Raw genomic sequence first — 19,978 nt, forward strand, 5'->3', positions numbered from 1 at the left:
GGCCATGGCCTTCGACGAGGAGCGCTACGTCCGGGAGGTGCTGGAGCCCGCCCGCGAGGCGGGGGGCACGCCGCCCGCCGACCTCGGGGCGCGCTATCAGCTCGGCGAGGCGATGACCGCGCGCGACGTCGCCGAGACCGCCAAGCAGGTCCGCCAGTGCTGGCGGCGGGCCCGCGGCATGCTCAAGTACCGGCGGCTGATCGACCGCATGGAGGCCGACCACGCGCGGTTCGCGCCGCTGTTCGCCGCCGCGGCCGAGGGCGACCTCACGCCGCTGCGCGCCGCGCTGCGCGACTCCCACGCCCGGGCGGGGCGGCGGCTGGACGACGCCGCGCGCCGCCTGGACGACGCCGCGGGGCCGCTGCGCCTGCTGTCGCCCGCTTTGCTGTCCACCATCGCCCGGTCGGTCGGCGTCGGGCAGGAGGAGGCGCTGCGGCTGGCCGCCGCGCGGTCCATCGACGTGCGCGAGCCGGACCCTCTGCCCCGGGCCGCGCCGTACTCCGGGTACGGCCGGGCGCGGGAGGCGCTGGACGCGCTCGGGCTGCCGCACCTCGGGCGGTTCGTGTTCGGGGACGACTGCGCGGGCATGGAGGTGCTGGACGACGTGGTGGTGCCCGGCGCCGAGCCGGTCGCCGAGGCGGTCGCGGCGGCCGAGGCCCGGTGGGCGGCCCGTCCCCGCGGCCCGTGGACGGTCAGCGCCGACACCGTGCTCACCGCGCTGCGCGGCACTCCCGACCCCGCCACGCTGGTGCGGTACGACATTGTGGCCCGGCTGCGCGAGCGGGTCCGCGAGCATCCGTACGACGACACGCTGCTGCGGCACGCCACCGGCGAGCTGGACCTCGCGGCCGCCGACGCCCGGCGGCTGATCTTCGCGGTGCGCGGGGAGAGCGGCGGCGTGCCGTCCGGCCCGGCGGCGCGGCTGCGCGAGCTGGTGGACGCCGGGGAGATCCACGCCGCGGTGGACTACGCCGACGCCCTCGGCCCGCAGGACCTCACCGGGGAGGCCGCCGAGCTGGCCACCGAGGTGCGGGCCCGGCTCGCGGGGGCCGTGCGGCTGCGGGACCGGGCGCGGGCGGCCATCGACCCCGACGACGCGTGGATCGCGCTGCGGGACGCGCTGCAACGGGTGCCCGACCTTCCGGGCGCCGCCGACATGCTGGCCCGGCTCGCGCCCTACCCCGCGCGGGGGGTGCGCGCCGAACCGCAGGGCGACGGGGTCGGGCTGACGTGGCAGCCCTCGCCGTCCCGGGCCGGGCGCGTCGTGTACGACGTGCACCGCAACGGGGCGCCGCTGAGCACGACCGAGCGCACCACCGCCCGCGACGACCGGCCGCCGGTCAACGTGCCGGTCACCTACTCGGTGGTCGCCCGCCGCGACGACGCCTCGGCGCCGCCCGCCGTGGCCGCCCCCGTCGTGGTGCGGCCGGAGCCTGGGGACGTGCGGCTGACCGCGGGCGACGGGGTGGTGTGGGGCCGGTGGACCCGTCCCGCCGAGGCGTCCCGGGTGGTGGTCAGCAGGGACGGGCTGCCGGTGCAGGTCATCGACACCGGGTTCCGCGACGCCGGGGTGGTCAACGGCACCGCCTACGTGTACGTCGTCGCCGCGGCCTACCCCGGCCCGGAGGGCGAGGTCTTCACGCCCGGGGTGCGGCACACCGTCACCCCGCGCGGGCTGCCCCGCCCCATCGCCGGGTTCACGCTACACCCCGACCCGTCGTCGCCCGGCACGCTGCTCGCCTGGTACGACGAGCCGCCGTCCGGGGTGGTGGAGTTCGTCGCGCTGGACTCGGCGCCGCAGTGGACCGCCGGGACCACGGTGCCGCTGGCCGACCTGCGGGCCGCCAGCCGCGCCGTGCCGTCCATCCCGACCCGGGAGGGGCAGGCGATCCGGCCGGGTGCGCAATGCGTGCTGCTCGCCGTCACCATCGCCGGGGACCTCGCCACCGTCGGGGGGCACCTGGAGCACGTCAACCTCGCGACGCCGACCGGGCTGTCCGCTCAGCGCAGGGGCGCTACGGTGTACGTCGGGTTCGACTGGCCGCCGGACGTCCCGGAGGTCGAGGTGCGCTGGGCGGGACGGGACATGCTGGTCAGCTCGGCGGCGTACCGCGCCCAGGGGGGTGTGCGGCTGGAGGCGCCCGAGTCCGAGGCGCTGACCGTCGAGGTGGCGCCCACGGCGCTGGTGCGCGGGGAGCGGCTGTGCGGGCCGCCGGCGTGGGTGCGGCTGGCGGGACGCGTCCCGGTCCGGTACGACCTGCTCAGGGAGGGCCCGGCGTGGCGGCGCACGGTGGTGGTGGAGGTGACCTCCGACCGGCCGGTGCGGCTGCGGCGGCTGGCGCTGGTGCTGAAGGCCGGGCACGTGCAGCCGAAGTCCGCCGACGACGGGGTGCTGCTCGACCACTGGACGGACGTCGACCTGCCGGCGCGGCTCAGCGTGCCCGCGCCGCGGCAGGACAAGCCGTACTGGCTGCGCTGCTTCGCCGAGGGCGCCTCGCCCGCCGGGCGGCGCTGGTCCCCCGGGGACGACGATTTCGACGGGATCGCGGACGGGGGCATCATGGACGAGGACACCGCGGGTGAGGGCCCGGCGGACGGAGGCGAGGTCGCTTTGATCGACCCGCCTGTGCGGCGGATGAAAGTGGGGTGAGGGGGACCCCGGTGATCACGTGCCCGTACTGCTTCGCGAGGGTGGAGCGCAACCGCATCGCGTTCCGCTGCCTCGGCAGGTCGGGGCTCGGCACGGGGTGCGAGCCCTGGCTGGACGAGATCCTGGCCGCGTACCTCGGCTCGCCCAGCGCCGCCTCGCTGCCGCCGGTGTTCTCGGTGCGGCGGCCCGGACGGCGTGCCGACTGCCCCGAGTGCGGGCGTTCCAGCGGGTGGCGGGTGTGCCCGGCGTGCCACAACCGGCTGCCCGCCGAGTACTGCGCCAACCCCGGGCGCATCGTCGCGCTGGTCGGGGCGAAGGGGTCGGGCAAGAGCACCTACATCGCGGTGCTGCTGCACGAGCTGACCAACCGGGTCGGGGCCGAGCTGGACGCCTCGCTGGTGGCCTGCGACGACCGGACCATCGCGCGGTACAAACGTGACTTCGCGCGGCCGCTGTACGGCGAGCGGCGCCTGCTGAGCACGACCCGGCCGGCGGCGACCGAGCCGCGCGACCCGCTGGTGTACCTCCTCACCCGCACGGTGCCCGGGCGGCTGCGGCCCCGGACCATGTCGCTGACCCTGGTGTTCTTCGACACCGCGGGCGAGGATCTCCGCAGCCGGGAGTCCACCGAGACCCACCTGCGGTACCTCAACGCCGCGGACGCCGTCATCTTCCTGCTCGACCCCCTGGAGCTGCCCGGCGCCAAGGCGTCGCTGAGCGGCCCCGCCCAGAGCCGCGGCGGCGTCAACGCCGGCGACCCCGACAGCGACCCCATCAACGTGATCAGCCGCGTCACCGAGCTGCTCCGCGACCGCTCCGGCTCCGGCCGCCTGGACGTCCCCGTGGCCGTGGCGCTGAGCAAGATCGACGCCCTGCGCGAGAGCATGGACGCCCAATCCGCCCTCCACCGCGCCCGCACCCCCAGCGGCACCCTGGACCTGGACGACCGCGAGGCCGTCCACGAACAGGTCCGCGCCCTCCTGGACGACTGGCAGGCAGGCATGGTCGACCGCTACCTCCGCCAGCACTTCACCGACTTCGCCCTGTTCGGCCTCTCCGCCCTGGGCGGCGTCCCCGACTCCGGCACCGTCGGCCCCGGCGGCATCCGCCCCTACCGAGTGGAAGACCCCCTCCTCTGGCTCCTCCACCGCTTCGGCATGCTAAAAGGCACCCGGAGATAACCCCATGCCCCTCCCCCTCCCCACCAGGGCAAACGCCCCCACCACCCACGCCACCAGGACAAGTGGCCGCACCCCCACCAGCCACGCCACCCACGCCACCCACGCCACCCACGCCACCAGAGCAAACGCCTCCACCACGCACGCCACTAGGAAAGGTGGCCTCACCCACGCCACCCACATCACCCGAGCAAACGGCCCCACCACCAGGACAGGTGGCCTCACCCACACCACCCACACCACCCACACCACCAGAGCTAACACCCCCACCAACCACATCACCAGGGCAGGTGGCCTCACCCACGCCACCAGGGCAGGTGGCCTCGCTCCCACCATCCACGCAGCCGGCGGGCGGCGGGGCCGCCGTGCTCGCGGCAGCGCGGCACCTCCGGTCGGGCGGGCAAGTCGGTTCGTGTTCGGGTTCTGCCGGATGTGGGGGTGACGGGGTGGCCTGGCAGTTGCACTACACGTCCGCGGAGTACGGCCCCGGGGGGCGGGCCGGGTTTCAGTTCGTGGCGGAGTCGGCGGGGGTGCCGGCGGGGGTGAGCGGGGCGGTGGCCGTTCATCTGGCCTACCGGCCGCCGCCGGAGGCGCCGCTGGCGCCGGACGCGGCGCAGATCTCGGCGTTGCCGGTGGCGCTGGCGTACGGGCCCGCCGGGGACATGCGGGTGCTCACGCGGTGTGTGTATCTCGGGCGGGACTACTCGGGACGGTACGGGAACTTCCTCGGGCACGCGGTCGTGGCGGCGGCGGACGAGCTGATGGGGCTGCGGCCGGTGGAGTTCTGGCGCGCGGCCCTGTGGACGGACGCGCCGGCCACGCCGGGAACCGTGTTACCCGAGCTCACCGAGCTGACGCCCGGCGATCACCTGGACCCCGACTCCCTGGGCGAGTGGCTGGCCTCCGGAGGAGAACCCGGCTACGCCCGGCTGGCCGCCCTGCTGCAGATCGTCGGCGTGGCGCTCAGCAGGGGCCACGGCCGCCTGGTACTGGTCGCCGCGGACACCGGGCGGGCCGAGGAGATCGTCCGGTGGATCGGGGTCATCTCCTACTCCCTGCCGTGGCCGGTCGCCGGCCGCCTCACCTTCCTCACCTACAGCGCCGACCCCGCCACCGCCCAGTACGTCATCGTCGGCACCACCCCCGACGTCTGGATCCCCTCCGACACCGACGCCACCGTCGTCCACCTCGCCTCCCCCACCCCCCCCGCCCTGACGCCGGGCCGGTTCGCCCACACGGTCACGGACTGCTGGCGGCGGATGGACATGGCGGGCATCGACGCCATCGGCGAGCTGACCGTGCCGGACGAGAACCCCGGAGGGTTCAGCCCGGACACCGCCGCCGCGCTGCTGGCGTTCTGCCGGGGCGACCCGTCGGTGACCGCCGCCGAGCAGGGCGAGATCGCGCGCACGCTCCCCCACGGCCTGCCGGGCTGGGCGTGGCGGGAACTCGCGGGAACGTGCGGCCGGATGGGGTTCGAGCTGGCCACGGCCGCGCGGGCGGCGGCGCCCGACGAGGTGGCCGAGGATTTCGCGGCCCGGTGCGCCGTGCTGGCCCTGCGCGACCCGGCGCTGCCGCCGCCGGAACCCCCCCGGGGGGAGACCAGGCAGGCACTGGCCGCCGAGGCCGCGGGCGTGCTGGCGTCCGCCCCGGACGCGGCCTCCCTGGCGGACGTGCTGCGCGCCGCGCACGCGATCGCCGTGCCGGTGCCGCCCGGCGACGTGGAACGTGCCGCGCACCGCGCCGTCCAGGCGGGCGGCGACCTCGCCGCGCTGCTGGAACGCACTCCGCCCGTCCTGCGCGAGTCCGTGGTCGCGGGCCTGCTCACCGGCCTGGAGGCGGCCTCCCCCCGGGCCAGGCGCCGCATGCTGACCGACCAGATGTGCGACCACCTGGAGCACCGCGACCTGGCCTGCGCCCCCCGCACCGGCGCGGCGGTGCTGCGCGCGCTGACCCTGCGCGGCCGCGTGTCCCGCGTCGACGCCACCACCGGCCTCCTGCGCCTGCTCACCGCCGAGGCGTCCGGCGACGGGTACCCGCTGAACGACACCGCCCCCCCGGCCGTACCTGAGGACGTCCGGGAGGCGGTGGAGTCGGTGCTCGAAGAGGTCTGGGAGGAGGCGCCGGAGCTGGAGGAATGCTCGGCACTGCTGGGACGTCTCGGCCCCGGCGTCAGCTCCTCCCCCTGCCTGTGCGACCTGCCCGCCCGCGTGTACCTCGCCTGCGGCATGGCCGACCCCGGCGTGGTGCGCCTCGCCGAGACGGTCCACGCCCGCGTCCCCGGCTACCCCGCCGCCGACGCGCGGGCCGTCCTGCTGGCCGCCGCCGTCCCGGACGCCCCCGACCCCGCCGCCGTCGCCTCCGTCCTGCGGAACCTGGACGCCCTCACCTCCGAGGCGCACGAGGACCTGATCCGCGAGGCCCTCACCGTGGCCGCCGCCTCCCTCACCACCCGCGCCCCCCGTTTCCGCGCCGACGTGGTGGTCGCCCTCCCGCCCGCCCTCCGCACCCCGCTGGCCCGCGCCTGGCTGGACGGCAAGCTGCCCCGCGACGAGCAGGTCGCCCTGGCCGAGACCGCGGTCCGCCTGCACCACGCCGGCGTCACGGTCCCCTCCCTCGACTCCTGGGCCCGCAGCCGCCTGACGGCCTGGTCCCTGCACTCCTCGGTGGAGTCCCGTCTCCGGCGCGACGAAGCCCTCACGCCTTCGCTGCGGGAGATGTCCCGAGGCCGCCGCAGCCCCCCGTGGAAACGAGAAGCACCCTGATGCCCCCGCCCTGCCCCTCTCCCCCGCTCCGCCGCCGGCCGCGCGGCGGGGCCGGCGCCGTGCCTCCCGGGACGGGGGAACGCTGAATGCCCCTGGTCGTCGTGGTGCTGGTGGTCTTCTGGGGCGCCTGCATGTTCTTCGGGTTCCTGTACGGGTTCCCGGTGGTGGGTGTGGTCACGGTGGTGGCGACCACCCTCGCCGGGGTGGGGTACTACTTCGCGCGGTCCGCGCTCATGCTGGGGCCCGGGCGGGACGAAGGCGAGTCGGGGGTGGCGCCCGCGGAGTCGGCGACGGGGCGTGACCCGGTCTACCGGCACTACCTGTTCCGCCAGCTGGCGCTGGACGCGTGGCGGGTGCCGAGGGCCGTGCTCCCCGAGGCCGGCCGCGCGGGGTGGCGGGCGATCGTGCGGGTGACGCGGTGGCTGGAGGGCGGCGTGCAGGGGTTCTTCCTGCTGCCGATCTGGCTGGGAGTCGTGGCGGGGGTCGTGGTCGCGGCGGTGCCGCTCGGGGTGGCGGCCGTGGCGGTGGGGGCAGCGCACCTGGTGGTGTTCGCGGTGGGCGGGGCGGCGTGGCTCGTGGCGGTGGTGCTGCTGCGGGGCACCGAGTCGGTGGTCATGCTGGTGCGGCGTATCCTCCAGACCTGCCCGCATCCCCGGTGCTACGCCGGGATCGCGCTGCCCGAGTACGCCTGCCCCACCTGCGGCGAGCGGCACCGGAGCCTGCGCCCCAACCTGGACGGCGCGCTGCGGCACGTCTGCCGGTGCGGCACGAGGCTGCCCACCGCGATCGTGCTCGGCAGGTTCCGGCTGCGCGCGTACTGCCCGCAGTGCCACCGCGCCCTGCCGCACCGCATCGGCCGCGCCCGCATCGAGCCGCTGCCGTTCGTCGGGGGCCCCGACGCGGGCAAGACCACGTTCATGATCCTCGCGATCAACGCCCTGCACGCCGCGGTGAAGGCCGCGGGCGGGCGGGCCGGGTTCGTGGTGGAGGGCGACCAGCAGGCATTCACCCGCCTGGGCGAGGAACTGCGCCTCGGCCGGGTGTCCAAGACCACCAGCGCCGCGCCGTCCGCCACCATGGTCGACATCACGCTGCCCCGCACGACCGCGCAGGGGGGCGACCGCATCCTCTACCTGTTCGACCCCTCCGGGGAGGGCTTCACCGGCGCCACCAAGGTGGAGGCGATGAGCTACCTGGCGCACGGCGAGGCGATGCTCATCGTGGTGGACCCCTTCGCGCTCCCCCTGGTCCAGCACGGCCTCACCGCCGACGAGCGGCGCGTCCTTGAGAAGGCGGGCGTCGTCCTCTCCCCCGAGGACCCCTCGGACACCTTCCAGCGGGTGCGCAACGAACTGGCGGCCCGCGCCGACGGCGGCCGCCAGAAGCGCGTGGCTGTGGTGGTCAGCAAGGCCGACCTGCTGCGCAAGACCGCGATCGGCCAGGACGCCGACCGGCTCCCCGAGTGGTTCGACGGCGTCGGCCTCGGCAACATGGTCCGCGACCTGGCCCGCAGCGCCGCCGAGGTCCGCTACCTGGCCTCCGGCTTCCCGCCCGACTTTCCCGGCATCGCGACCATGCTCGCCTGGCTGACCCGTCTCCCCCTCAACGGCGACGCCTCCGCGCTGACCGCCGTGGGCGCCGACGAGCTCGCGCTGACCGACCTGCGCGGCCCGTGGACCCCGAGCACCCGGCGCACCGGCCTCGTCCCCCTGAGCCACCTGCTGTTCCGCTGGTCGCTGCTCGCCACCTCGGCGGCCCTCACGGTGGCGGCCCTGGCCGCGCTCACCGCGTGGGCCGTCACGCTCGTCCGGCCGCTGCTGCCGATCTGAGTACGGCTCAGCGGGGCAGGATCCACGTGGCCTTGGCGACCGCGACCAGGGTGCCGTCCATCTCGTAGATGGCGCTGGCCCCGAACAGCTTGCGGCCGTCCCGCCCGGTGGGCCTGCCCACCACGGAGTACGTCCCGTTCGGATACACCCGCCGGAACACCCGCGCGGTGAGCCGCCCGAGCAGCCCCGGCCCGGCCGGCGTGTGCGCCCATCCGCTGGGGCAGTCCAGCGCCGCCCAGACCAGCGCCTCGGGCACCGCCCCGTCGTCCCCGGTGACGGTCACCGGCACCCGCCACCCCGCGGCCACCAGATCGGTCCCCTCGACCCGCCCCGGGAAGATCCGCAGCCCGTCCCCCGGCGCCCGCAACCCGCAGACGAAACACCCCGGCACCGGATGCTCCCCGGTGAGCCCGACGAACCCCTCCTCCGCCCGCGCCGCCTCGGTGAACGGCACGAACGGCGGCGGCGTCAGCTCCTCCACCACCGGAATCGCCTCGGCCAGCAGTTGCCCGTCATACGACAACGAGATCGAGTTGGCCACATGCCCCACAGTCAGATCCGTCTCCAACGGCACCGGCCGCCGCAACGTCACCTCAACCGCATGCCCACACTCCACCGTCCCCGCCAGCTCCCCAGCGATCCACCCCCCGTTAGCCGTCCCCTCCGGCCCGCAAAACCGACCCGGCACACTCAACACGGCCCGCAACCCAGCGGAAGTCATCACCCCGAAGCACCCCCATCGCTGCTCCAACAGGGCCTCGAACGACCCCCCGCCCCAAAACGCGAGGCGGCGTCAGATATTAACCCGCCGCCGCCATCCCCATGGAACCACCCCATGGTGACCACTCCGTTAGACCGGCGTAACAGGGGCATGACGGCCCGGAGCCACGCGCACCGCCGGAGGATCGACCGCGGGGCCCGCTGTCCGGACTCCCCGCGAAAAGCCCGGCGACCGCGGAACACATTTGCCATTTCACTCGTTCTCGCTGTGACGGCAATGTGACAGTGCGCTTCGAGCCGGTGTGGTGATACGGCCTCCCTTGCCGTTGGACGAGTTCATGCCCCTGCCTCGTCAGCGGAATGAGTGAGCCCATGGTCTTATGGATCATTGCGTACGCGGTCATGATCTTCGCTCTGGCCGACGCGGCCAGCCGTCCGGGAGAAGCCTGGACGGCGGCCGGCCGCAGTAAGTTCCTCTGGGTCGTAGTCCTGACATTCGGGGTGTTCGCACCTATCTTCGGAATGCAGGTCTTTGTCATCTACGACGACGTACTTCCTGAGCCATTGGGGTCGATCCCCGGCGTGACCCCGGTGAGCGTGACGACGACCGTCGGGGTGCTGTTCGCGCTTCGGTACTTCCTGAGGATCCGGCCCGGGCTCGCCGGCGGTGCCCAGCCCGGCTGCCTGACAGCCGTCCTCGTGGTGGGGAGCCTGGTGGTGGCAGGCAACTGGATCTTGTCCGGAGGTCCCTCCTACTCGCCGGTCACTTCAGAGCGGCAGCGGTTGATCGACACACCGGTACACGCGATAAGCACACCTCTGTTGGCGGGCGGCCTGACCCGGGACGATGCCGCCCAAATACCGGGCTCAGCGGAAGTCAAGCGGGCTATGGAAGCGCCCGACGGCGATTACCGTTACGCCAGAGACGCGGTGTACACCGATGCCGGCGGCACCAAGTACGCCTTTCTCGGTGGCATCCGCAAGTACGAGCACGATCTCGAATCGAGCGTAGAGAATTTCCGCGAAAACCTCGAGGGGACCTGGGGCACGCGGCCGATCGTCACCGAGATCGCCCCCGGACCGGGAGGCGGCTCGGCGATGTGTGGGCAGAACCCCGACAACCGGGACGTCCTATGCGAATGGACCACCGAAGACTCGTTCGGGCAGGTCCGACCGCTGAACATCGGTACCGTCACGGACCTCGGCAAGCTAGCCGACATCACACGCAGAATTCGCACAGGCGTCGAAAAGTAACGCGAAAGCTCGCGGCGCCGTCGGCCGATTACCGACGGCGCCCCGTTCTCCCGCTAGACGGAGAATCGCTTCCGAGCCATGGTCACAGGACCGGCAGGTAGCGGCCCAGTTCGAACTCGGTGACCTGGCGGCGGTACTCGTGCCACTCGTGGCGCTTGTTGCGCAGGAAGTAGTCGAAGACGTGTTCGCCGAGGGTTTCGGCGACCAGTTCGCTGCGTTCCATGGTGGTGATGGCCTCGTCGAGGCTCTGGGGCAGTGGCTCTATGCCGAGGGCTCGGCGTTCGGCGCTGGTGAGGGCCCAGACGTCGTCTTCGGCGCCGGGGGGCATCTCGTAGCCTTCCTCGATGCCCTTGAGGCCCGCGGCGAGGATCACGGCGTAGGCCAGGTAGGGGTTGCAGGCGGAGTCGAGGGAGCGGAACTCCACTCGGGTGGAGTTGCCCTTGTGGGGCTTGTACATGGGGACGCGGACCAGTGCCGAGCGGTTGTTGTGGCCCCAGCTGATGTAGCTGGGGGCCTCGCCGCCCTGGCCGGCCGTGGCCTCGGCGCCGCCCCAGAGGCGCTTGTAGGAGTTGACCCACTGGTTGCAGACGGCGGTGATCTCGGCGGCGTGCTTCAGGAGGCCGCCGATGAAGGAGCGGCCCATCTTGGAGAGCTGGTAGTCGGCGCCGGGCTCGTAGAAGGCGTTGCGGTCGCCCTCGAACAGCGACATGTGGGTGTGCATCCCCGAGCCGGGGTGCTCGGCGAAGGGCTTCGGCATGAAGGACGCCCAGATGCCGTGCTCCAGCGCGACCTCCTTCATCACCAGGCGGAACGTCATGATGTTGTCGGCGGTGGTCAGCGCGTCGGCGTACCGCAGGTCGATCTCCTGCTGGCCGGGGGCGCCCTCGTGGTGGCTGAACTCCACCGAGATCCCCATCGACTCCAGCATCATGATCGCGTTGCGGCGGAAGTCGTGCCCGGAGCTGTGCGGGGTGTGGTCGAAGTACCCGCCGGAGTCGTTGGGCACCGGCTTGGCGCCGGGCTCGGGGCGCTCCTTGAGGAGGAAGAACTCCACCTCGGGGTGGGTGTAGAAGGTGAAGCCCATGTCCGCGCACTTGGCGAGGGTGCGCTTCAGCACCCAGCGCGGATCGGCGTGCGAGGGCGAGCCGTCCGGCATCAAGATGTCGCAGAACATGCGAGCGGCCCCGGGCGTCTCGCTGCGCCACGGGAGGATCTGGAACGTCGACGGGTCCGGCTTGGCGAGCATGTCCGACTCGTGTACCCGGGCGAAGCCTTCAATGGCGGACCCGTCGAAGCCGATGCCCTCCGCGAAGGCCCCCTCCAGCTCCGCCGGGGCGATCGCCACCGACTTCAGGAAACCGAGCACGTCGGTGAACCACAGCCGGATGAACCGGATGTCCCTCTCTTCGAGCGTGCGGAGTACGAACTCCTGCTGGCGGTCCAAGGCATCCCCTTCTGCCCTACAAGTTCGGACACCATCGTCGCCGCGCGCAGCCTGTCCCTGAGTCGGCGTTAGACATGTCTGGTCATCTACCAGTCTGCCCGCTTGGTGTTTCGCACACGTTACGCGGGTTCGTTGTTAGAGGCATCCGGGCCGCACCGAACCCGACCGAATACCGGATATGGGGCCTTCGACCTGGCCGTAAGACGAACCTCGCCAGGCGGATTACGGACACCGGCCCTTGTCACGTAATGTGACAGCATCATCTCGATGTGTGTTCGTCCATGCCCGGCGGCCGGCCGGGCGGTCCGAGGGAGACCCAGACCCACATGAGCGTGGAACGGCGGCTCGCCCCGGCGCTGCGGCGCCGGGTGGCCTGGACGGCATGGGTGGCGGCGGCCTGCACCCTGGTCGTCCTCGGCGGCCAGGCCGGGCGGGACGCCGCGTGCGCCGCCGCCTCGGGACCCGCGCGGGCCGGTTGGGCGGCGGGCCGCGAGGGTGGCACGTGCTCCCTCCCTGGGGCGCCGCCGGGGCGGCACGTCGCGGCCGTCTCCGCGGTCGAGTACGCCGGGGCCGCCGCCTGCGGCGCGTACCTCGACGTCACCGGGCCGCTCGGGACGGTGCGGGTGCAGGTCGTCGAGGAGTGCCGCGCCTGCGCGCTCGGGGAGCTGGACATGAGCCGTCCGGCGTTCGACCGCATCGCGGGGCTCGACGGCGGCGGGGTCGGCCGGGTGCGGGTGCGGTACCACACCGTGCGCAACCCCGAGGTGCCGCTGCCGGTGGCGTTCCGCCTCAAGCGCGGGGCGTCGCCGGGCCTGCTGGCCATCCAGGCCATCGACCACGGCAACCCGCTGCGCACCCTGGAGATCCGTGAGCGCGGGCGATGGCGCCACCTGCCTCGCGCCGCGGACAACTACTGGATGACTCCGGGCGGCGCGGGCTCCGGCCCGTACACGGTGCGCATCACCGACGTGTACGGCCAGCGGCTCACCGCCCGGGGCATCCACCTGGCCTTCGGCCGCATCCAGCGCACCACGCACCGCCTGTACAGCCCCGCCTCCTCCTCCCCCGCCCCTCGCCTCCGGACCACCACCTCCCGTCCCCGGAACGTCCCCGACCGGCCGCCACGTCCGGCGACCACACCCCCGCCCGTACGGGCATCGGCACCTCCGGCCGTGCGACCGGCGACACCCCCGGCCGGACAACCTGCCGCACCCCCGGCAACAGGACCCGGGGCCGCATCTCCCCCCGCGAAGACGGACGCCGGCCCGCCGGTCAGGGCGGATGCCGGCGCCGCGCCCGATGGGAGCACGGAGGTCGAGCGCTACGGCGCGGCGGCACAGGGGGAACCCGGCGGGGAGCCGGTGGAGACGCTCCCGCCGAAGAGCGCGAAGCTGGCCGCGCTGCCCACCTCGCGCCCGTTCCTCTGCTGAGCGTTCAGGAGCCGCCGATCAGGGAGTCGCCGGTGGCCGTCCGGCGGTAGAGCACCTCGCGGCCGAGGCGGCGGCGGGACACCAGGCCGTTGCCGCTGAGGACGGACAGGTGCTGGGAGACGGCGCCGGGGGTGAGTTCGAGGCGCCGGGCCAGGGACGTGGTGGAGGCGGGCTGGACCAGGGAGACCAGGAGACGGGCGCGTGTGCTGCCGATCAGGGCGGCCAGGGCGCCGGGCTCGGGCAGCGGGCCCTCGTCCCAGAGGGTCCCGACCGCCCGCGCGGGGTAGACGAGCATCGGCCGGTACGGCAACGTCATGATCGCGATGTCCGGCCAGCGGAAGGCGCTCGGCACCAGCAGCAGCCCGTCGCCGTCGAGGCCCTCGGTCTCGCAGTACGCCTTGGCGGCGACCAGCCGGTCCCCCTGCCAGCTCACCGAGGGATGCAGGTCGGCGAACAGCTCCTCGGCCCCGCCGGTGGCGAACCTCCTGGCCCGCCACATCACGTCCGCCTCCAGCAGGCCGTACACCCGGGGCCAGTACTCGGCGAGCGCCACCTCCCAGTACGCCGCAAGCGTGTCGGCCACCCGCCGGACCCCCGCCGCCGGGTCCGCCCGGAACCGCGCGATGACCTCGGCGTCCGAGCCGAGCGTCCACCCGGCCTCCTCGGCGGCCTTCTCCGGGTCGGTCGCCCGCACCCGTTCCAGCTCGGCGGCGAAGTCGGGCAGCGGGGTGTCCGGCGGCGGGGTCAGGAAGTCGGCCATGTACCCCTGGATCGGCGCGAGGGCGAACACCTCGGACAGGTCCACGGCGCCGAGGCGGGGCCGTACGGCGCGCAGCCACGGCAGGTGCAGCGAGTGCCGGGCCGGGGATCTGAGCACCCGCAGGCTGGCGACCAGCTCCCACAAAGGCGAGAACGCGAACCGCATCCGCGCCAGGTCGTCCATCCCGAACCGCCACTCGACGCCCACTGCCCGCCCCGTCCCCGTACCATGGCGAAAGCGGCGTCCACCTGCCGTTCCGCGATGACCTTTTAGTCAAGCCTAAAGGAATGGCGTCCTCGGCGCGACGTCGCCAGGGTTGAAGGCATGATCGGCACGACCACGGCGACCTCGTTCCTGCGGACCAGGGTCGGCGGATTCCCCAAAGCGTTCTGGGTGCTGTTCGGCGGCACCCTCGTCAACCGGCTCGGCACGATGGTCGAGCCCTTCATCGGGGTCTACCTGACCCAGGCCCGCGGCATGTCGCTGGCCGCCGCCGGGCTCGTGATGGCGGTGTTCGGCGTGGGATCGCTGATGTCGCAGCTCGTCGCCGGCTGGCTCACCGATCGCCTGGGGCGGCGCGCCACCCTCACCGGGGGCATGGTGGCGACCGCGGTCATGATGATCCTGCTCGGGTACAGCACCTCGCTGCCCGCCATCGTCGCCGTGATGGGCGTGCTCGGCCTGGTCGTGGACGCCTACCGGCCCGCTTCCCAGGCACTGGTGGCCGACCTGATCGCGCCGGGCGACCGGTCGCGGGCGTTCGGGATGCTGTTCTGGGCGGTCAACCTCGGCTTCGCCATCGCGATGGTCGCCGGCGGGTGGCTGGCCCAGTCGGGGTTCCTGTGGCTGTTCTGGATCGACGCGATCACCTCGGTGATCTTCGGGGTGCTGGTGTGGCGGGCGGTGCCGGAGACCCGGCCGCAGCGGGGAACGGCACCCGGGGGCTTCCGCGACGTGATCAGGGACCGGCTGATGATGGCGTACGTCGCCATCTCGCTGATCTTCACCTTCGTGTACCTGCAGGCGTACACCACCCTGCCGCTCGCCATCACCGGCCAGGGGCTGTCGACCGCCGCCTACGGCGTGGCCATGTCGGTGAACGGCGTGCTGATCGTGGTGGTGCAGCCGCTGGTGAGCCACTGGCTGGCGCGGCGCGACCCGAGCAGGGCGATGGCCGCGGGCATGGTGATCGTGGGGATCGGGTACGCGCTGACCGCGTTCGTGTCGACGGCGGCGGGCTACGCGGCGACGGTCGTGGTGTGGACGCTCGGCGAGATCACCACCGCGGGCATGGCGGGGGCCCTGGTCGCCACGCTGGCCCCGCCGCACCTGCGCGGCCGGTACAACGGCGTGTACGGTTTCGCCTGGTCGGGCGGCGGCCTGCTGGCCCCGCTGATCGGCACCCGCCTGCTGGCCGTGAGCGAGGGCACCCTCTGGTTCACCGTCGGCGCCCTGGCCGTGTTCGCCGGAGCCTGCCAGCTGGCCATCGCCCCCGCCATCCGCCGCCGCGCCGCCCGCCCCCACCACGACCCCGCCCACCCGGCACCCCCCACCGGCCCGGACGACACGTCCACTCTCACGGGCACCACGTCCCCGGACGACGTCGCGGTCCCGGCGAAGGCGACCTGACCACCACGGACGGCGTCACAATCCCGGCCCACCCTGGACCGGCGTCGCGATCACAGCCGAGCTCTCTCATCGGCCCGGCCGGCCGTTCATCCCCGATGCGCGGCCACGCCGCCGGCCGGGGCCGGGCGGCTGCGCCGCAGGTGCTCGATGCTGGTGTCCAGGGCCGCTTCCAGGTGGCCGATGTGGCCGGTGGACAACAGCAGCAGGACGCCGCCCTGGACCCCGGCCAGGATCGAGGACGCGGTGCGGCCGGCGTCCAGCGCGGGGTCGACCTCGCCGATGGCCTGCATGTGCCGGACGCCGGCGGTGATCTCCGCCTGCCACTGGCCGACGAGCTCGGTGACCACCGCCTGCGCGCCGGGCGTGCTGCGCCCGAGCTGTGAGACCAGGGAGTTGAGCGGGCAGTACTGCCCCTGGCGGCGATAGCGGTCGACCACGATGTCGCGCCAGGCTTGCCACGCGGCCCACGACGTGAGCGCGCCGAGCTGCGGCTGCTGGTCGGACAGCACCCGCTCCGCCTCGTACCGGGCCACGGCGAGCAGCAGTTCCTCCTTGCCCTCGGGGAAGTAGTGGAACAGCTGGCTCTTGCTGGTGCGGGTGCGCACCCGGACGTCGTCCAGCGTGGTCACGGCCACGCCGTTCTCCCTGATCTCCTCGGCGGCACCCTCGATGATCTTGAGCCGGGTCGCGGCGCCCTTCGGGGTCAGCGCGCGGGTCATCCCCACCTCCGAATTTCTGGACTTGCGAGTCCAAAATACCGGAGGCAACGTGGGTCGCGCACCACCACCGCACCAAGGGGGAAGATCATGTCCGCGTCTCTGCAGAACCGTACAGCCCTGGTCACGGGCTCGACCGACGGCATCGGCGTCGCCATCGCCGAGGCCCTGGCGGCCCAAGGCGCCCACGTCGTGGTCACCGGCCGCGACGTCGAGCGCGGCGAGAAGGTCGTCGCCGCGATCACCGGGTCCGGCGGCCGGGCCACCTTCGTCCGGGCCGACCTCGGCCGCGGAGCCGCGGCGGCCCGCGAACTCGCCGACGCCGCGCACGCCGTGGCGGACGGTCCGCTGGACATCCTGGTGAACAACGCCGCGCTGCTGATCACCCCGGGGGCGACCGCCGAGGTGGACGAGGACCTGATCGACCGCGCGCTCGCGGTCAACATCAAGGCCACGTTCCTGCTCACCGGCCTCATCGCTCCCGCGATGGCCGCGCGCGGCCACGGCGCCATCGTCAACATGGGCTCGATCAACGGCCTCTTCGGCATGGCCGGCTCCGCCCTCTACAGCACCACCAAGGCCGCCGTGCACTCGCTGACCAAGTCATGGGCCGCCGAGTACGGCCCCGCCGGAGTGCGGGTCAACACCGTGGCCCCCGGCCCCACCGTCACCGAGAAGATCCAGGCGCGGATGGAACTCATCGCCCCGATACTGGCCGGCATCCCCTCCCGCCGGGCCAGCACCCCCGCGGAGGTCGCCAAGGCCGTCGTGTTCCTCGCCGGCGACGACGCGGCCCACATCCACGGCGCCACCCTGTCGGTCGACGGCGGCCGCGCCGCCGTCTGACGGCCTCCGCGCGCACGGCCGTACGGTGGCCGCGCGCGTTGTCCACAGGGCCGGGGCCGCTCCCGGCCGGGCGGGGCCCGCGCACGTAAAGTGGTCTCCGTGCCTCAACTGCGAATCGCCCTGGCCCAGACCAATCCGGCGGTCGGCGACCTGACCGCCAACGGCGTCAAGCTCGTCGAGTGGGTCCATCGGGCCGCCGACCGGGGCGCCCATCTGGTGGTCTTCACCGAGATGTTCCTCACCGGCTACCCCGTGGAGGACCTCGTGCTGCGCTCGTCCTTCGTGGACGCCTCCATCGCGGCGCTGGAGACGGCCGCGGCGCGGCTGGCCGAGGACGGGCTCGGCGAGCTCCCGGTCGTGGTGGGGTACGTCGACCGCTCGGGGGTCGCGCCCCGGGCCGGGCAGCCGAAGGGGGCGCCGCTGGACGCCGCCGCGCTGCTGTACCGCGGCCGGGTGGTCACCCGCACGGCCAAGCACCACCTGCCCAACTACGGCGTCTTCGACGAGTACCGCTACTTCGTGCGCGGCGACCGGCTGCCCATCTTCCGGCTGCACGGCGTGGACGTGGCGATCGCCGTCTGCGAGGACCTCTGGCAGGACGGCGGGCCGGTGCGCGCGGTCGCCGAGGCCGGGGCGGGCCTGCTGGTGGTGCCCAACGCCTCGCCGTACGAGCGGGAGAAGGACGACGTGCGGCTGGCGCTCTGCGCGAGCCGGGCCCGGGAGGCTGGCTGCGCCCTCGCCTACGCCAACCAGGTCGGCGGGCAGGATGAGCTGATCTTCGACGGGGACTCCATCGTGGTCGGCGCGGACGGCGAGCTGGTCGCCCGCGCGGCCCAGTTCCGCGAGGAGCTGCTGGTCGCCGACCTGGAGCTGCCCGCCGCGGACCCATCGGCCGGGCCGGGCTCGTTCCCGGTGGACGCGGGCGACGGCACCACGATCACCGTGGAACGGCTGGTGCTGTCCGGCGATCCGCTCCCGGCATACGAGCCGGAGCCGCCGGTCGTGGCGCCCCGGCTCGACGACCTGGAGGAGGTCTACTCCGCGCTGGTCCTCGGGGTGCGCGACTACTTCACCAAGAACGGCTTCAGGTCGGTCGTCCTCGGCCTGTCCGGCGGCATCGACTCGGCGCTGACCGCGACCATCGCCTCCGACGCGGTCGGCCCCGACCGGGTGCACGTGGTGCTGATGCCGTCCCGCCACTCGTCCGACCACTCGGTCTCCGACGCGCGCGACCTGGTGACCCGCCAGGGGGTGCATTCCCGGCTGGTGCCCATCGAGGGCGTGGTCGACGCGTTCGAGAAAGAGATCGACCTGCACGGCCTCGCCGCGGAGAACCTCCAAGCCCGCGTCCGCGGCATGCTCCTCATGAGCCTGTCCAACGAGCACGGCCACCTGGTGCTGACCACCGGCAACAAGAGCGAGCTCGCCACCGGCTACTCCACCCTCTACGGCGACTCCGCCGGCGGCTTCGCCCCCATCAAGGACGTCCTCAAGACCACCGTCTGGGACCTGTCCCGCTGGCGCAACACCCAGGCAGGCCGCCAGACCGACCTCCTCCACCCCTTCCCCGCCCCACCCATCCCCGAGAACTCCATAACCAAGGAACCCAGCGCCGAACTCCGCCCCGGCCAGCGCGACACCGACTCCCTCCCGCCCTACGACGTCCTCGACCGCCTCCTGGCCGACTACGTAGAACACGACATGGGCAAAGCCGAACTGATCGCCGCCGGCCACACCCCCGACCTGGTAGCCCGCGTGATCCGCCTGGTAGACCTCGCGGAATACAAGCGCCGCCAGTACCCCCCCGGCCCCAAAATCACCCCCAAGAACTTCGGCCGCGACCGCCGCCTCCCCATAACCAACCGCTGGCGAGAATCCCCAACCACCTGACCCCACCCCCCACCCCGCGCCCATAGGGCATCGCTTCCGGTACGGCGGGACGCGGGACGGCGAAGGCGATGAGCGGGCTGTGGCGTACTTCCGACGGCGTTCAGCTGTCTACCGGTGCCGGCTGTGTCTTCGATCGGCGCCGCGACGGCGGGACGCGGTGCGGCGAACTCGGCGCCGCCGTACGGCGGTCAACCCGTGGTGTGCGCGGCGCCGGTGAAATGGTCCTCGCCAAGGGCGCGCTCCGCGCGGAAAGGCGCAAGGGCTGTTCTCCTGCGGGGGACACCCCCGCACCCCCGGCCCTGCCGGGCTCATCGTGCCCCACCGCACCCAGCGCCCCGGCCGAGACGTGCTCCCGACCCACCTAGGGGCCCTTCTCCGGCGCCGCGACGGCGGGACGTGGCACGGCGAACTCGGCGCCGCCGTACGGCGGGGAAGCCGGGCAGCCGTACAGCGGGTAACTCAAGCGTGCCCAAGCGCCGGTGAAATGGCCCTTGCGATGGGCGCGCTGCGCGCGGAAAGCCGCAAGGGCTGCTCTTATGCGGGGGACACCCCCGCACCCCCGGCCCTGTCGGGCTCGTGCGCGGGCGCCCCGGTGAAACGGTCCTTGCTAAGGGCGCGCTCCGCGCGAAAGGGCGCAAGGGCTGCTCTTGTGTGGGGGAAACCCCCGCACCCCCGACCCTGCCGAGCTCGTCATTTCCACCGCGATACACCCCAGCGCCGCATCGTCGGCGACGGGGGCCGCACGGAGTCAGGCGGGCGGCACGCACATCGGTGACGTCCCGTGGGGTGGTGTAAATCAAGTGATCGAATCGTCTGGTTGTGGGCGCGGGGTGAGTTCGGCGAGTGTGGTGGCAGAGGTGTTGGCGT

The 19,978-nt window shown here is 73.4% G+C and carries 13 protein-coding genes; 9 read left to right on the forward strand and 4 right to left on the reverse strand.

The features are described 5' to 3' along the window. The first annotated feature begins 4 nt into the window (after window positions 1-4). The 4 genes from ACFP1K_RS30145 to ACFP1K_RS30160 all read left to right on the forward strand — a co-directional run bounded on the left by ACFP1K_RS30145 (window position 5) and on the right by ACFP1K_RS30160 (window position 8,422). Complete coding sequence (locus tag ACFP1K_RS30145; protein WP_380759615.1) at window positions 5-2,650, forward strand: hypothetical protein; 2,646 nt, start codon at window positions 5-7, stop codon at window positions 2,648-2,650. A gap of 11 nt (window positions 2,651-2,661) precedes the next feature. Continuing rightward, window positions 2,662-3,831: a TRAFAC clade GTPase domain-containing protein gene (locus ACFP1K_RS30150; RefSeq protein ID WP_380759617.1), complete on the forward strand. Its 1,170-nt coding sequence runs from the start codon at window positions 2,662-2,664 to the stop codon at window positions 3,829-3,831. A gap of 443 nt (window positions 3,832-4,274) precedes the next feature. Beyond that, window positions 4,275-6,593 carry a GAP1-N2 domain-containing protein gene (locus ACFP1K_RS30155; RefSeq protein WP_380759619.1) on the forward strand — a complete coding sequence of 773 codons (2,319 nt, stop codon included), beginning with the start codon at window positions 4,275-4,277 and terminating at the stop codon, window positions 6,591-6,593. Between the two features lie 86 nt (window positions 6,594-6,679). Further along, window positions 6,680-8,422 (forward strand): TRAFAC clade GTPase domain-containing protein, encoded by a 1,743-nt coding sequence (locus tag ACFP1K_RS30160; protein ID WP_380759622.1) that lies wholly within the window; start codon window positions 6,680-6,682, stop codon window positions 8,420-8,422. A gap of 7 nt (window positions 8,423-8,429) precedes the next feature. Here the strand turns inward: ACFP1K_RS30160 and ACFP1K_RS30165 are convergent, their stop codons facing one another. Next, window positions 8,430-8,963, reverse strand: a complete 534-nt coding sequence (locus ACFP1K_RS30165; protein WP_380759624.1) for a hypothetical protein — start codon at window positions 8,961-8,963, stop codon at window positions 8,430-8,432. Between the two features lie 551 nt (window positions 8,964-9,514). Between ACFP1K_RS30165 and ACFP1K_RS30170 the strand changes: the two genes are divergently transcribed. Then, window positions 9,515-10,396, forward strand: coding sequence for a DUF2516 family protein (locus ACFP1K_RS30170; RefSeq protein WP_380759626.1), 882 nt, complete (start codon window positions 9,515-9,517; stop codon window positions 10,394-10,396). An 82-nt stretch (window positions 10,397-10,478) separates the two neighbouring features. Here the strand turns inward: ACFP1K_RS30170 and glnA are convergent, their stop codons facing one another. After that, window positions 10,479-11,840, reverse strand: coding sequence for a type I glutamate--ammonia ligase (glnA, locus tag ACFP1K_RS30175; RefSeq protein ID WP_380759628.1), 1,362 nt, complete (start codon window positions 11,838-11,840; stop codon window positions 10,479-10,481). A gap of 326 nt (window positions 11,841-12,166) precedes the next feature. Between glnA and ACFP1K_RS30180 the strand changes: the two genes are divergently transcribed. Further along, window positions 12,167-13,270 (forward strand): expansin EXLX1 family cellulose-binding protein, encoded by a 1,104-nt coding sequence (locus ACFP1K_RS30180; RefSeq protein WP_380759630.1) that lies wholly within the window; start codon window positions 12,167-12,169, stop codon window positions 13,268-13,270. Window positions 13,271-13,274: 4 nt separating this feature from the next. Here ACFP1K_RS30180 and ACFP1K_RS30185 read toward each other — a convergent pair whose 3' ends face one another. Continuing rightward, the gene (locus ACFP1K_RS30185) at window positions 13,275-14,237 is read right to left on the reverse strand and encodes an ArsR/SmtB family transcription factor (RefSeq protein ID WP_380759632.1); all 963 of its coding nucleotides are present in this window, start codon (window positions 14,235-14,237) and stop codon (window positions 13,275-13,277) included. A 117-nt stretch (window positions 14,238-14,354) separates the two neighbouring features. On the opposite strand from ACFP1K_RS30185, the gene ACFP1K_RS30190 reads away from it, so the two are divergent. Beyond that, entirely contained in the window at window positions 14,355-15,659 is a 1,305-nt protein-coding gene (locus ACFP1K_RS30190; RefSeq protein WP_380759634.1) for an MDR family MFS transporter, read from the forward strand. 86 nt (window positions 15,660-15,745) lie between these two features. On the opposite strand, the gene ACFP1K_RS30195 is transcribed toward ACFP1K_RS30190, so the two are convergent. Continuing rightward, window positions 15,746-16,378: a TetR/AcrR family transcriptional regulator gene (locus tag ACFP1K_RS30195; RefSeq protein ID WP_380759636.1), complete on the reverse strand. Its 633-nt coding sequence runs from the start codon at window positions 16,376-16,378 to the stop codon at window positions 15,746-15,748. 87 nt (window positions 16,379-16,465) lie between these two features. On the opposite strand from ACFP1K_RS30195, the gene ACFP1K_RS30200 reads away from it, so the two are divergent. Together ACFP1K_RS30200 and ACFP1K_RS30205 are read left to right on the forward strand one after the other, a co-directional pair. Beyond that, entirely contained in the window at window positions 16,466-17,221 is a 756-nt protein-coding gene (locus ACFP1K_RS30200) for an SDR family NAD(P)-dependent oxidoreductase (protein ID WP_380759638.1), read from the forward strand. A 99-nt stretch (window positions 17,222-17,320) separates the two neighbouring features. Beyond that, complete coding sequence (locus ACFP1K_RS30205) at window positions 17,321-19,111, forward strand: NAD+ synthase (RefSeq protein ID WP_380759640.1); 1,791 nt, start codon at window positions 17,321-17,323, stop codon at window positions 19,109-19,111. Window positions 19,112-19,978 lie beyond the last annotated feature (867 nt).

It is taken from the genome of Sphaerisporangium aureirubrum, from assembly GCF_042658925.1.
GTDB lineage: Bacteria > Actinomycetota > Actinomycetes > Streptosporangiales > Streptosporangiaceae > Sphaerisporangium > Sphaerisporangium aureirubrum.

Bases quoted from the DNA above. Each gene is read 5' to 3' on its own strand.
- ACFP1K_RS30145 (WP_380759615.1), top strand. From the start codon at position 5: ATGGCCTTCGACGAGGAGCGCTACGTCCGGGAGGTGCTGGAGCCCGCC.
- ACFP1K_RS30160 (WP_380759622.1), top strand. From the start codon at position 6,680: ATGCCCCTGGTCGTCGTGGTGCTGGTGGTCTTCTGGGGCGCCTGCATG.
- ACFP1K_RS30170 (WP_380759626.1), top strand. From the start codon at position 9,515: ATGGTCTTATGGATCATTGCGTACGCGGTCATGATCTTCGCTCTGGCC.
- ACFP1K_RS30180 (WP_380759630.1), top strand. From the start codon at position 12,167: ATGAGCGTGGAACGGCGGCTCGCCCCGGCGCTGCGGCGCCGGGTGGCC.
- ACFP1K_RS30190 (WP_380759634.1), top strand. From the start codon at position 14,355: ATGATCGGCACGACCACGGCGACCTCGTTCCTGCGGACCAGGGTCGGC.
- ACFP1K_RS30195 (WP_380759636.1), bottom strand. From the start codon at position 16,378: ATGACCCGCGCGCTGACCCCGAAGGGCGCCGCGACCCGGCTCAAGATC.
- ACFP1K_RS30200 (WP_380759638.1), top strand. From the start codon at position 16,466: ATGTCCGCGTCTCTGCAGAACCGTACAGCCCTGGTCACGGGCTCGACC.